Annotated in this window: 11 protein-coding genes and 1 pseudogene; 2 read left to right on the top strand and 10 right to left on the bottom strand. The window is 64.0% G+C overall.

Annotated features, from left to right (window positions below):
• The 9 genes and pseudogenes from QQS38_RS18545 to QQS38_RS18505 all read right to left on the bottom strand — a co-directional run.
• A pseudogene (locus tag QQS38_RS18545) lies at positions 1 to 738 on the bottom strand (hypothetical protein); the annotation flags it as partial.
• Between the two features lie 339 nt (positions 739 to 1077).
• A complete protein-coding gene (locus tag QQS38_RS18540) occupies positions 1078 to 3168 on the bottom strand; it encodes an ABC transporter ATP-binding protein (RefSeq protein WP_479646809.1) in 2091 nt (696 codons plus the stop codon).
• Positions 3165 to 4049 carry an ABC transporter permease gene (locus tag QQS38_RS18535; protein WP_479646808.1) on the bottom strand — a complete coding sequence of 295 codons (885 nt, stop codon included), beginning with the start codon at positions 4047 to 4049 and terminating at the stop codon, positions 3165 to 3167. Before QQS38_RS18535 ends, QQS38_RS18540 begins: the two co-directional genes overlap by 4 nt.
• Positions 4046 to 5056, bottom strand: a complete 1011-nt coding sequence (locus tag QQS38_RS18530) for an ABC transporter permease (protein ID WP_479646807.1) — start codon at positions 5054 to 5056, stop codon at positions 4046 to 4048. The genes QQS38_RS18535 and QQS38_RS18530 overlap by 4 nt, the downstream gene beginning before the upstream one ends.
• Before the next feature lie 73 nt (positions 5057 to 5129).
• Positions 5130 to 6806, bottom strand: coding sequence for an ABC transporter substrate-binding protein (locus QQS38_RS18525; protein WP_479646806.1), 1677 nt, complete (start codon positions 6804 to 6806; stop codon positions 5130 to 5132).
• Between the two features lie 194 nt (positions 6807 to 7000).
• Positions 7001 to 9109 (bottom strand): elongation factor G, encoded by a 2109-nt coding sequence (fusA, locus tag QQS38_RS18520; protein WP_479646805.1) that lies wholly within the window; start codon positions 9107 to 9109, stop codon positions 7001 to 7003.
• Between the two features lie 154 nt (positions 9110 to 9263).
• Entirely contained in the window at positions 9264 to 9767 is a 504-nt protein-coding gene (locus tag QQS38_RS18515) for a DUF192 domain-containing protein (RefSeq protein WP_479646804.1), read from the bottom strand.
• A 179-nt stretch (positions 9768 to 9946) separates the two neighbouring features.
• Positions 9947 to 10132 (bottom strand): hypothetical protein, encoded by a 186-nt coding sequence (locus QQS38_RS18510; protein ID WP_479646803.1) that lies wholly within the window; start codon positions 10130 to 10132, stop codon positions 9947 to 9949.
• A gap of 379 nt (positions 10133 to 10511) precedes the next feature.
• On the bottom strand, positions 10512 to 11111 hold the full coding sequence (locus tag QQS38_RS18505; protein ID WP_479646927.1) for a pseudouridine synthase: 600 nt from the start codon (positions 11109 to 11111) through the stop codon (positions 10512 to 10514).
• Positions 11112 to 11525: 414 nt separating this feature from the next.
• On the opposite strand from QQS38_RS18505, the gene icd reads away from it, so the two are divergent.
• Positions 11526 to 12782 carry an NADP-dependent isocitrate dehydrogenase gene (gene icd, locus QQS38_RS18500; RefSeq protein WP_325343843.1) on the top strand — a complete coding sequence of 419 codons (1257 nt, stop codon included), beginning with the start codon at positions 11526 to 11528 and terminating at the stop codon, positions 12780 to 12782.
• Between the two features lie 137 nt (positions 12783 to 12919).
• Entirely contained in the window at positions 12920 to 13366 is a 447-nt protein-coding gene (locus tag QQS38_RS18495) for a GNAT family N-acetyltransferase (RefSeq protein ID WP_479646926.1), read from the top strand.
• A gap of 120 nt (positions 13367 to 13486) precedes the next feature.
• Here the strand turns inward: QQS38_RS18495 and cspD are convergent, their stop codons facing one another.
• Positions 13487 to 13693 (bottom strand): cold shock domain-containing protein CspD, encoded by a 207-nt coding sequence (gene cspD / locus QQS38_RS18490; protein ID WP_007586257.1) that lies wholly within the window; start codon positions 13691 to 13693, stop codon positions 13487 to 13489.
• Positions 13694 to 13851: the final 158 nt, after the last annotated feature.

The raw sequence follows: 13851 nt of genomic DNA, 5'->3' as shown, positions 1-13851 counted from the left end.
GGAACCACCGCCAGAGCCGCCGCCAGAGCCGCCGCCGGGACCACCGCCAGAGCCGCCACCGGAACCGCCGCTGGAACCACCAGAGCTACCACCGGAGCCACCGGAGCCACCGGAGCCACCGGAACCGCCGCTGGAGCCACCAGAGCTACCACCCGAGCCACCACCCGAACCGCTCGATCCGCCGCCGGACCCGCTCGAACTCCCGGTGCCGCCGTTGCCATGGCCGCCGCCGCTACCACCCGTGCCGCTCGAGGTCCCGCCTCGCCCGGGCGCCGCAGCGCCGCCGTTGTCGCCGCGCCCACCACCGAATGCGCCGCCGGGCGCAGCGCCGCTGCCGTCGCCGCTTGCCGAAGTTCCTTCACCCGTACCGCCGACATCGCTCGTCGCCGCAGCGTCGGCCGGATCGACGGCGCATATCCATCGCCCGGCAGCATCGCGGCATTCGGTGCTGGCCGAGGCGGGCGTCGTGTTTGCATCCGCCGTGTTCGAGTCGGACGCCAACGACGCAGCATCGAATGGCGCCGCGCTCTGGAACTGCGGCGTCGGCGAGCCCGACTCGCTGGAATAAGCTGTAGCCGCCTGCATCGTGGCGCTGGTCTCGATCAGCCACTGGCCCATCAAGTCGAGAGGCGCGCCTGCCTGCGCCCCGCTCGCCAGTAGCGCGAGCACCGCCCCGGCCGTCACCTTCAGGATCCCGTGAAATATGTAGGAGTCCTTATTAATTTCCTTGGTCTTCATCGCCATCTCCCCGCTGGGAACGACGTTCGAGTGTCGTCGTACTCCCATCGCCCCAAAGGGCGGACATCGCAACCCGAATACGATGCGCGAACCGTGCGACGGCACGCACATCGGTCAGGCTGCTGCGCGAGGCGTCTCGCGATAACCGTGCCATCGGGGGCTGGACCACGCCGCATATAGGCCCACGGGTGGGGATGCAAGTCTGCGAGTCGAAATGCCGCTCAAAGCGTTTCACGGGTGAAACGCGGCATCGCGCGCGTTATGAGCGGTTCCAGACGAAGTAGGAAAGTGCGAAGCGGTGAAGCAACCGGCAGTGCAGCGAGCGGCGTCGCGCCGCGCTTACGCGCTTTGCGTCTCGCGTTGCAGCGCCCGCAGATCGTGCACGGGAATGTGGCAGCGAATTCGATGACCCTCGCCGGCATCGGTGAACGGCGGGTCGTGTTTCTCGCAGATGGCGCCGAGCTTGCGCGGGCAGCGCGGGTGAAACACGCAGCCGGAGGGGGGCGCTACCCCGCTTGGCGGATCGCCGGCCAAACGAATTCGAGCGCTCGATTGTGCGGTTGGCGGCCCGAAGGTAGGCATCGCAGACAGCAGCGCTTCGGTATAAGGATGATGCGGTCCCTCGAAAACCGCGTGCGCCGGCCCGATCTCGAGTAGTTTGCCGAGATAGAGCACTGCGATGCGGTCCGACACATAGCGCACCACGTGCAAATCGTGCGAAATGAACACATAACTCACGCCGTGTTCGCGCTGCAAATCGGTCAACAGATTCAAAATTGCCGCTTGCACCGAGACGTCGAGCGCCGAGGTGGGCTCATCGCACACCACCACGCGAGGATCGCCGGCGAACGCGCGCGCGATCGCGACACGTTGCTTCAGTCCGCCCGAGAGTTGCCGTGTCCGAGCATCGAGGTACCGCGTCGGTAGCCGCACGGCATGTGCCAGGGTGGCAAGCCGCGCACCATGTGCGCGCCCCCGCAGGGCGCCGAGCTTGGACAGCGCGCGTCCTATCAGCCGCTTGACCGAATGGGCGCGATTGAGCGCAGAGTCGGGATTCTGAAACACGATCTGCAGTGACTTGACCTGCTCGTCGTCGCGACGCGCCACATGCGCGGACAGCGGTTTGCCATCGAGTTCGAGCGTGGCGCCGGGGTCCGGCGCCAGCAAGCCGACGAGCAGCTTGGCGAGCGTCGTTTTGCCGCTGCCCGATTCGCCCACCAGCCCGAGCGTCTCGCCGGCAGCCAGATCGAGCGATACGTCGTCGACCGCGCGCATCGGCGTGCCCGACGCGTCGAACGTCTTCGACAAATGCGCCGCGTGCAATGCAAGCGGCGCGTGCGCAGGCACATCGGGGGCGACGTCGGCTAGCGCGGGCGGCGTCACCGCGTGGGCCAGCGTGCGGGCTTGCTCGTAGTAATGGCAACGCGACATTTGCGATCCGTGCTCGGCATGAAATCGCTGCGGCGGCGGAGTCTCGCGCCGGCAACGCTCGTCGGCCAACCGGCAACGCGGCGCAAAGGCGCAGCCGGCGATCACGGCGCCGGGCGGGGGCGGACTGCCCGCTATCGTGTCGAGCGGTTCCCCGTCTTTGCTGCGTCCTTCGCTCGGCAAGCATCGCAGCAGGCCGACCGTATACGGATGGCTCGGTGCGCCGAACACGTCCGCCGTCGCGCCTTCTTCGACGAGACGGCCCGCATACAGCACGCCTACACGACTGCACATGCGGCCGATCACGGCCAGATTGTGGCTGATGAAGAGCACCGCGGTGCCGAATTCTTCGCGCAGTTTCGCGACGAGGTCGAGCACCTCTGCCTCGACGGTCGCATCGAGCCCCGTCGTCGGCTCGTCGAGGATCAGCAGCGCCGGCTTGGACGCCAACGCCATCGCAATCACGACCCGTTGCTGCATGCCGCCCGAGAGTTGATGCGGATAGCTTGTCATCACACGCTCCGGCGCCGCGATGCGCACGTGGCGCAGCATCTCGAGCGCGCGCGCGAAGGCATCGGCGCGCGTGGCGCCGGCCACTTCGAACGCTTCCGACACTTGACGGCCGATCGTCAGCGACGGGTTGAGCGCGCGCGAAGGATCTTGATAGACCATCGACACCGTGTGCGCACGCATCGCGCGCAGCGCGCCGGCCGAAAGCGACGCGACATCGCGTCCCGCGATCGAGATGCGCCCCGCGGTGATTCTGCCGTTGCGCGGTAGATAAGCGAGCGCCGTGAGCGCCACCGTGGATTTGCCGCAGCCCGATTCGCCGACCAAGCCGTACGCCTCGCCCCGGCGCACGCGGAACGTCACGTCATGCAGGACCTCGCGCTCGCGGCCGCGCACGCGATAGGCGACGCTCAGGCCTACGACGGCGAGCGCATCGTCCTCGCCGCTCGTCGCGGTGTCGAAGGCGGGATAGGCACGGGGCGCGGCGCTCACCGGTCGAATACTCCCTGCACGCTGTCGGCCACGAGATTGACGCCGACGACCAGCGTGGCGATGGCCCCCGCATCGAACACGACGGTCCACCATGCTCCGCCCGTCATCAGCGCATACGATTCGGACAAGGCCAAACCCCAGTCGGCCGAAGGCGGTTGAATGCCGAAGCCCAGAAACGAGAGCGTCGCGACGGCGAAGATCGCGTAGCCCAGGCGCACCGTGGCTTCGACGATGACGGGCGGCAGCACGTTCGGCAAGATCTCCGCGAACATGATGTAGGGCGCGCGCTCGCCTCGCAGTTGGGCCGCGTCGACATAGTCGAGATGACGCTCGGCCAACACGGCTGCGCGCACGGTGCGCGCCGTGATCGGCGTGAAGGTGAGCCCGATCACGAGCACGACGGTCGCATTGGATGCGCCGAGCGCGGCCAGCGCGGCGAGGGCGAGCACGACGAGCGGCAGGGCGAGCAGCGCATCGATCAGGCGGCCTAAGGCATTGTCGAGCCACCCGCCGAAATAGCCGACCAAGAGGCCCAGCGTCGTGCCGGCTACCGTGCCGACGAGCGTCGCGAGCGGAGCGATCGTCAGAATGTCGCGCGCCCCCACAATGACACGTGAAAATATGTCGCGGCCGAGCTGGTCGGTGCCGAACCAGTGCACGCGATCGGGCGGCGAGAGCGAATTGAGGGGATCGGAGGCATAAGGATCGAGCGGCGCGAGTAGCGGGCCGAAGATGGCGCAAACGACCCAGAAGAGCAGGATCGCCGCGCCCACGAGGAAGCTCGGCGAGCGGGCGAGCGCGCGCAACGTTTCGAGGCGCGCCGGTTGCAGCGCACGCTCGCTCGCCGGCGGTGCTTCGGCGGGCGGGACTGCGCCGTTCATTGCGCGCCCCCAAGCCGAATGCGCGGATCGAGCACGGCGATCAGCGCATCGGCGATCAGATTCGCGGCCATATAGATGACGCCGACCGCAAGTACGCCTGCTTCGAGCATCGGAAAGTCTTTGGCCATCGCGGCGTTGTAGATCAGCGAACCGATCCCTTGATAATGGAAGAGCGTCTCGACGACCACCAGGCCGCCCACCATATAGCCGAGCTGCGTGGCGGCGACCGTGATCGTCGGCATCAGCGCATTGGGCAGCACATGGCGAACGAGGACGACGCGCCCGGGCAATCCCTTGAGCACGGCCGTGCGTGTGTAATCGGCATCGATCGCTTCGACCGTGCCCGCTCGCGCCATCTTTGCGATATATCCGAAGAAAACGAAAACGAGCGGGAAGGCGGGCAGGATCAGATGCCGCAGTGCGGTCAGCGCATCCGCATCGTTCGGATATCCGGCTTCACTGGGCAGCCAGCGCAGCCAAATCGCGAACACGAGAATGAGTGCGATAGACGAGACGAACTCCGGGACGACGGTGGCCGACAAGCCGGCGATCATGATCGTGCGGTCTAGCCACCGGCCCTCGTGCAGGGCGGCCCAGACGCCGGCGGCGATCGCGAGCGGGACGACGATGGCGAACGCCAGTGCGCCGAGCTTGGCCGAGTTGAGCAGGGCGTGCGCGACGAACGGCGCGACGGGTGTGCGGTACGCGTACGAGTTGCCCATGTCGCCGCGCAGGAAATGGCCGATCCAATGCGTGTACTGCACGAGCACGGGCCGATCGGCGCCGAGCTGATGATCGAGCGCGGCGACGGCCCGCGCGTCGGCCAGCGGACCTAGGATCGCGCGGCCGATATCGCCCGGGAGCAGTTGGCCGAGTGCGAACACGATCATCGACAGCAGCCACAGCGTTACCAGCGACAGCGCAAACCGGCCCGCGAGAAAGCGCGCGATGCGCTCGGCGCTGCCGCGGGCAGCATGACCGCGTGGCGAAAAAACGGTATCGAGCATCGTGATGGCGTAGTCGGACCGTTGGGGTGGATTGGAAGAGTGAACTATTCCTGTGCCTGTGCACGCAGCCTAGTCATGCCGTCAATTGGGCGCGGTCGAAATAGAGCTGGGAGATGGCCGTGAAGCGCACACCGGTCACGTTTTTGCGGGTGGCGATGAGTTGATCGAAGAAGTACGGGATGACCATGGGCGTTCGATCGAGCAACAACGTCTCGATGTCGCCGGCAATGCGCTTTTGCGATGCGACGTCGATCGCAGCGACGAATTGGCCGGCGAGCTTGTCGTAATCGGCGTCCTTGAAGTGGGCTGCGTTCCATGCGCCGGTGCTGACGAGCGGCGCATTCAAGAACAGGTTGGGCACGCCGCGGTGACCGTAATCCGTGATGCCGAGCGGCGCGTCGAGCCAATCGGAACTCCCGAAGCTTCCCTTGCCGTAATACTGGCCTTGACTTTCCACCTTCAACGTGAGCGCAACGCCGATCCCTTTCAGCGCGTTTTGCAGCACGACCGCCAGATCGGGAATCTCCATGAACTTCTCCGTCGTCAACGTCGCAGCGAAGCCGTTGGGATGCCCCGCTTGCGCCAGCAATTTCTTTGCCTCGGCAACGTCGTGGCGGCGCTGCGGCACGGACGGATTGGTCGACGCGAAGATGGGTGCGAACGGGCTGTCGTTGCCCACGACGGCTCGCCCTTTGAACAAGCCGCGCACGAGCACGTCGCGATCGACCGCGAGGGCGAGCGCTTGGCGCACGCGCTTATCGTTGAACGGCGCGGTATCGCAGCGCATGTGAATCTGGCGATGCGCGCTCGACTTGACCCCTTGCACGACGAAGTCGGGATTGTTCAGAATCCCCAATCCTCCCTGCACGGTCAAATCGCCCATCACATCGGCTTGCCGTCCTTGCAACGCGAGAATCTGAGCTTGGCTGTCGGCGTAGAAGGCGAACTGCACGCGTGCGGGCAGCGCTTTGTTGCCCCAGTAATCGGGATTGCGCACGAACGATGCGCCGCGCTTGGCCTCATATCGTTCGAGCTTGAACGGCCCCGTGCCGATGAAGCTCGTTTCGTAGTCGCCCTTGAAACCGGCCGGCAGGATGACCGCGTTGTAATTGTCCGATGAGACGTAGTAGGGGAAATTGCCGTTCGGCGCATCGAGGTGAAACTCGACCGTGTGATCGTCGACGGCGCGCACGCCGCCCTTTGACAGGACACCCTTGAAGACGGAGAGCGCGGCCGAGCCGCTCGCCGTATCGGCGAGCCTGTCGAACGTGGCGGCGACATCTTCGGCCCCGAAAGGTTTGCCGTCGTGGAATTTGACGTTTTGCCGCAGTTTGAACGTCCAGACGTCGCCCTTCTCGTTCGTGCGCCACGACAACGCCAAGGCGGGCTTGAGCGGTGCGGCGCCGCCCACGTCGTCGATCAGAAACTCGCCGGTTTGCGCGATCAACGCGAGCCCGGCCGCATCGGCCACGGTGAGCGGGTCTACGCGTCCCGCGGGCGTCAAATGCGCGACCCGTATGGTGGCGTCGCGCGAGCCCGCGCCGGCCGCTTGCGCGCGGGCTCGCACCGGCGCCGCCAGGCCGCTCGCCGCCAACACGACGCCCGAGTAGCCCAGAACGCTTGCATAGCGAAGCAAATCGCGGCGGGAGATGCGGTGAGCGAGGAATTCGTCGATGGCGTGATTGCCCAGTTCGTCGGCTTCGCGGCGAGCCGCAGCCAGAGACAGGTCAAGCGCTGTGGGGTTCTTCATCGATGGGGTTCCGGTTCGTGTGGGAGGCGCGCTCGCAAGGAGCAGCGCGGCGTTGACGATCGGTACGGCGACGACGAATGCGTTTGCAGTTTAGCGAAAAAAAGCCCGCCGGGCGTGCGGCGTCCCGGCGGGCTCGACAATTGCCGCTGCTTGCGCGCGCGGCTCCGGCGTTGGCCGGAGCCTACTGGCGGGCGCTACTTTCCTTTGGAATTGACGATGGACTCCGATACGTTCGCGGGCGTTTCGGCGTAATGCTTGAACTCCATCGTATAGGTCGCGCGGCCTTGCGTGAGCGAGCGCAGCGAAGTGGAATAGCCGAACATTTCCGCCAGCGGCACCTCGGCGCGAATGACTTTCCCGCCGCCGCCCGCGATGTCGTCCATGCCTTGCACGATGCCGCGCCGGCCTGAGAGATCGCCCATGACGTTGCCCATGAAGTCCTCCGGCGTTTCGACCTCGACGGCCATCATCGGTTCGAGCAAGACGGGCTTGGCGCGCCGCATACCGTCCTTGAACGCCATCGAGCCCGCCATGCGGAAGGCGTTTTCGTTGGAATCGACGTCGTGGTACGAACCGAACGTGAGCGTCACTTTCACGTCCACGACGGGGTAGCCGGCCAGCACACCGCTCTTGAGCGTTTCCTGAATGCCCTTGTCCACCGCGGGGATGTACTCGCGCGGCACGACGCCGCCCTTGATCGCATCGACGAACTCGTAGCCCTTGCCCGGCGGCTGCGGCTCGAGCTTGATGACGACGTGGCCATACTGACCGCGCCCGCCGGATTGCTTGACGAATTTGCCTTCGACATCTTCGACGCTGGTGCGAACGGTTTCGCGGTACGCCACTTGCGGCTTGCCGACGGTCGCCTCCACGCCGAACTCGCGTTTCATCCGGTCGACGAGAATCTCGAGGTGCAGCTCGCCCATGCCCGAGATGATCGTCTGCCCCGATTCCTCGTCGGTCTGCACGCGGAACGACGGGTCTTCCTGCGCCAAGCGATTGAGCGCGATGCCCATCTTTTCCTGGTCGGCTTTCGTCTTCGGCTCGACCGCTTGCGAGATCACGGGCTCGGGGAAAATCATGCGTTCGAGGATGATCGGGTGGGCCGGATCGCAAAGCGTGTCGCCCGTCGTCGCTTCCTTCAAACCGACGGCGGCCGCGATGTCGCCCGCATAGACCTCTTTGATCTCTTTGCGGTCGTTCGCGTGCATCTGCAAAATTCGCCCGATGCGCTCTTTCTTGTTCTTGGTCGAGTTGAGGACGGTGTCGCCGGAGTTGACGATGCCCGAGTACACGCGAAAGAAGATCAACTGGCCGACGAACGGATCGGTCATGATCTTGAACGCGAGCGCGGAGAACGGCTCCTCGTCGCTCGGGTGGCGTTCGGCTTCCTCGTCGTCCTCGGTGTGGCCGAGAATCGCGGGCACGTCGATGGGCGAGGGCAGGTAATCGATCACGGCATCGAGCATCGCCTGCACGCCCTTGTTCTTGAAGGCGCTGCCGCACAGCATCGGCACGATCTCATTGGCGATCGTGCGCTTGCGCAAGCCGCCCTTGATTTCGGCTTCGGTCAGCGACGTATGATCCTCGAGGTACTTTTCGAGTAGTTCTTCGCTTGCCTCTGCGGCGGCCTCGACCATCTTCTCGCGCCATTCCTCGGCGCTTGCGCGCAGATTCTCGGGAATGTCCCGGTACTCGAACTTCACACCTTGGCTTTCCTCGTCCCAGATGATCGCTTTCATCTTGACGAGATCGATCACGCCTTGGAAATGTTCCTCGGCCCCCACGGGGATCTGAATCGGCACGGCGACGCCCTTGAGCCGTTCGCCGATCTGGCGCTGGACGCGAAAGAAGTCGGCGCCGACGCGATCCATTTTGTTGACGAATGCGATGCGCGGCACCTTGTACTTGTTCGCCTGGCGCCACACCGTTTCCGATTGCGGCTGTACGCCGCCGACCGAGTCGTACACCATGCAGGCGCCGTCGAGCACGCGCATCGAACGTTCCACTTCGATTGTAAAGTCGACGTGTCCGGGCGTATCGATGATGTTGATCCGATGCTCGGGGTAGTTGCCGGCCATGCCTTTCCAAAACGCCGTCGTCGCGGCCGACGTGATCGTGATGCCGCGTTCCTGCTCCTGCTCCATCCAGTCCATCACCGCCGCGCCCTCGTGAACCTCGCCGATCTTATGGCTCACGCCGGTGTAGAACAGGATACGTTCGGTGGTCGTGGTCTTGCCGGCATCGATGTGAGCGCTGATGCCGATATTTCGATAGCGCTCGATGGGAGTCTTGCGGGGCACGTCGATCTCCTTGGAATGTGAGCGCCGCGAAAGCCGGGACGAGATCCCGCCGATACGCGGCGCATGCGATGTTGCAGACCTACAAGCATAGCGCCTGCCCAAGGCTTTTGCTCAAGCGTCGCTAGGTGGCGGCGCGTGAGGCAGCCGTAACCGGCTACTGCGGCCGCGGCAACCCGTCGATCTTCATGCCGGGTTTGATGCCTTTCGCGGCGAACCAGCCTTTGGACATTTCGAGGGCATAGACGCCGTTGTTGCGCGGGCAGTGATTGTTCGTGGTCTCTGCCTGCATTTCGTCGATGTCGGTGATCGTGCCGTCGGCGCGCATGAAGGCGATCGACAGCGGGATCAGCGTGTTCTTCATCCAAAAGCAGTGAACGGCGTTCTCCCCGAACACGAACAGCATGCCTTCGTTCGGCGCGAGTTGCGTCCGGTACATGAGCCCTTGCTCGCGGTCGGGATCATTGGCGGCCACGGCCGCGTCGATCACGAACATGCCGACGGTCAACTTCACATGCGGGAACGCCTCGGGCGGTTTGGCACCGGCGGGCAGGGCCTGCGCAAAGGCCGGGCCCGGCGCGAGCTGCACGGCCGCGAGCGCAAAGGCGGACAAAGCGACGGCGGCGAAACGCGCCCGCCACGAGCGAATCGAGAATCGCACGAGAAGACTCCTTTTGGACGACGAGACCCCGCGCATGTTACGCGAGCGGGCGCGAACCGAGCAAAGTGCGTGCGCCGAAAAAAAGAAAAGAAAAAGGCAGGCGCCTTGCGGCCGCCTGCCTTCCAACGCCGTAAAGAACGGCAGTACTGCTGGTTCTTGACTGCGTCGTTACAACAAACTTATTCCGAAGCGGCCGAAGCGGCTTCTGCCTTGGCAGCCTTCTTCGAATGCTTCTTGGCGTGCTTCTTGACGTGCTTGGCGGGAGCCGAAGCAGCGGCCGGAGCCGAAGCTTCCGGAGCCGAAGCTTGTGCGAAAGCAGCCGTTGCGAACAGGCCAGCGACCAGAGCGGCGATCAGTTTGCTCATTTGTAAATCCTCAGCTTTAGTTAATTAACCAAATGACCCGGTCAATGAGTCATGTCGGTAAACGTGCCATCCACCTTTCGGTTGACAGCCGCATCAAACAAATTTGCCGACGCGTCTGCGAGCGCTTCGGTCGACGTTCCGCTTTGTGAAAGCATCACGGGGCGGCGGGGCCGAACGCGAATGCCGGATAGCTTTCTAGCGGCATCTGCGTCGGATAACGCGCGACGCGCGCTCGCGGTTGACGCGAGTTTGACGAAGCGGCGGCGAGCCGCGTCGAAGGTGGGCTGGGCGAGGCCTTAGCGAGGCGCCCGCTGGCACGACGGAAGACGAAAAACCGTATTGGCGCAATACGTTAGTGACCTGCGCTCGAGACCTGCGCTCAATCGGCCGTCCGTCTGGCGCGTTTGCGCGGGGCCATGCCCTCCCATGGTGCGCGGTGCGGCAATTCGCACCACTGCCCGGGGGCGAGACCGAGCGTCATCAGGTCCAGCGCACCGATGCCCGCGCGCACGAGGCGCAGCGTGGGAAATCCGACCGCGGCGGTCATGCGCCGCACCTGCCGATTCTTGCCCTCGGTGATTTCGAGCTCGATCCAGGTGGTTGGGATCGCCGCGCGGTAACGGATGGGCGGAACGCGAGGCCAGAGCGCCGCGGGCTCTTCGATGACGCGCGCATGGCATGGACGCGTCGTGTAATCGCCCAGGTCGACGCCCGCCGTCAACTTGGCGAGCGCCGCCGGGTCGGGCTCGCCTTCCACTTGCGCCCAATAACGCTTGACGAGCTTGTGACGCGGTTCGGCGATGCGCGCCTGCAACGCGCCGTCATCGGTGAGCAGCAGCAGCCCTTCGCTGTCGGCGTCGAGCCGGCCTGCGGGATAGACGCCGGGAACGTCCACCCAGTCGCCGAGCGAGGCATGGCGTTCGTGCGCCGAGAACTGGCAGATCGTGCCGAACGGTTTGTTGAGGGCGATGAGGCGCATGTGAATGACTGAAGAAGCGTTGCCGAGGCGCACGTTCGCCGCAACGAACGAGCGGCGAGCGGCGCACGGGTGCGCCACGACGCCCCGCCGCAGCGTTGCCCGGCGCGTCTATGGCAAATGGCGGAATCTTAATGCATAATACGGAATGCCCAAGTCTTTTGTCTTATATAAGACCCAAGACTGACTGCCTCGCTCGCCGAACCTTTGCGTAGCGTCGGGGGCGCGCCGCAGTGTGCGCCGCCGGCGATTCGACGTGGGCTAGAATAGCCATCCAGCCGCATGGGCGCGGCCGCATCGAGCGCCGAACCGAAAATTGGGCAAGCGCTGCGCGTCGGCGCACGGGAGATGAACGTCCCGTTGCGCGTTGCCGCGTATCGCTGCTTTCCACCCGCACAGCCAACACTGGAGTCGATCATGCCGTATCAGCACATCAAGGTTCCGACGGGCGGTGACAAGATCACCGTCAACGCGGACTTTTCGCTCAACGTTTCCGATCAGCCGATCATTCCGTACATCGAGGGTGACGGCACGGGCTTCGATATCACGCCCGTGATGATCAAGGTGGTCGACGCGGCGGTCGAAAAGGCGTACGGCGGCAAGCGCAAGATCCACTGGATGGAAATCTACGCGGGCGAGAAGGCCACCAAGATCTACGGTCCGGACGTCTGGCTGCCCGAAGAAACCCTGCAAGTGCTCAAAGATTACGTCGTTTCGATCAAGGGCCCGCTCACGACGCCCGTCGGCGGCGGCATCCGCTCGTTGAACGTCGCGTTGCGTCAAGAGCTAGACCTGTATGTCTGCCTGCGCCCGGTTCAATATTTCAAGGGTGTTCCTTCGCCGGTGCGCGAACCGGAGAAGACCCACATGGTGATCTTCCGCGAGAATTCGGAAGACATCTACGCCGGCATCGAATGGGCGGCGGAATCGGAGCAGGCCAAGAAGGTCATCAAGTTCCTGCGCGAAGAAATGGGCGTGAAGAAGATTCGCTTCCCCGAAACCTCGGGCATCGGCATCAAGCCGGTATCGCGCGAAGGCACGGAGCGTCTGGTGCGCAAGGCGATCCAGTACGCGATCGACAACGATCGCCGCTCGGTCACGCTCGTGCATAAGGGCAACATCATGAAGTTCACCGAAGGCGCATTCCGCGACGCGGGCTACGCGCTTGCTCAGAAGGAATTCGGTGCGGAACTGATCGACGGCGGCCCGTGGATGAAGTTCAAGAACCCGAAGACGGGCAACGATATCGTCGTGAAGGATGTGATTGCCGACGCATTCCTGCAGCAAATTTTGCTGCGCCCGGCAGAGTACGACGTCATCGCCACGCTGAACCTGAACGGCGACTACATCTCGGACGCACTGGCCGCGCAAGTCGGCGGCATCGGCATCGCGCCGGGCGCGAACATGTCCGATTCCGTGGCCATGTTCGAAGCCACGCACGGCACGGCGCCCAAGTACGCGGGCAAGGACTACGTGAACCCGGGCTCGGAAATCCTGTCGGCTGAAATGATGCTGCGCCATATGGGTTGGACGGAAGCGGCCGACGTGATCATTTCGTCGATGGAGAAGTCGATCCTGCAAAAGCGTGTGACGTACGACTTCGCGCGCTTGATGGAAGGCGCGACGCAGGTGTCCTGCTCGGGCTTCGGTCAGGTGATGATCGAAAATATGTAACGCGCACGGCAGTCCTGCGTAGGCTGCTGCGAACCCCGGCCGGTGCTTCTTGCCCGCCGGGGTTTTTCTTTCGATGGTCGATATCGCATCGCATGCGATATTTCGACCTTCCAGGATATTGCCCAGTGAACGCTTCGATTTCGATTCGCGCATTCGAAACGCGCGATTTAGCCGAAACAGCTCGATTGTTCGATTTATATCGACAATTCTATGAGCAGCGCCCCGATTTGATGCATGCCGAGCGATTCATTCGCGCCCGCATCGATAATGGCGAATCGGTCGTGCTGGTAGCGGAGGACGGCGAGGGTGCGCTCGCGGGATTCTGTCAGCTCTACCCCTCGTTTTGTTCGGTGGCGGCGGCCCCGATCTATGTGCTGTACGACTTGTTCGTCGAACGGCGGGCACGGCGCCTCGGCCTCGCGCGGGCTCTACTCGCGGCAGCGCACGCGCGCGCCCTAGCGGACGGCAAGGTTCGAATGGACTTGACGACCGCCAAGACGAACGTGGCGGCACAGGCGCTGTATGAGTCGATGGGGTGGCGCCGCGACGACGTATTTTTGACTTACACGCTGGCGGTGCGTTAGCGCTGCATCGGAGGGGCGCCGTGGAGCGGCTCGCACGCGCGAGGCCTGGGGCAGCCTCCTTCAGGGCGAAAAAAACCCGGCCGAAGCCGGGCTTTCATAGGCGCTGCCGTCGAGGCAGTCTCAAGCTGCAGACTGAATGTTCGACGCCTGCTTGCCCTTCGGTCCTTGGACGACCTCAAAGCTCACCTTCTGACCTTCCTTGAGCGTTTTGAAACCGTTCATTTGGATGGCCGAGAAGTGCGCAAACAGATCCTCGCCGCCTTCATCGGGCGTGATGAATCCGAAGCCTTTCGCGTCATTGAACCATTTGACCGTACCAGTTGCCATACCAACTTCCCCTGTAACTCATGTCCCACGAGCCTGCTCGAAAAGCTCGACAGCCGCATGATGCAGCCGCCCCCTCCGCACTAGCTCACCTCGGCATTTTTTTTCGTACGTCCACTTCTTGCGGCTAGCTGAAAAAAGTGCCAGCTTGATTGTTGGAT

This window comes from Trinickia sp. Z7, from assembly GCF_056498045.1.
The sequence above is the reverse complement of the archived record's forward strand: the minus strand, read 5'-3'. Positions and strand labels throughout refer to the sequence as shown.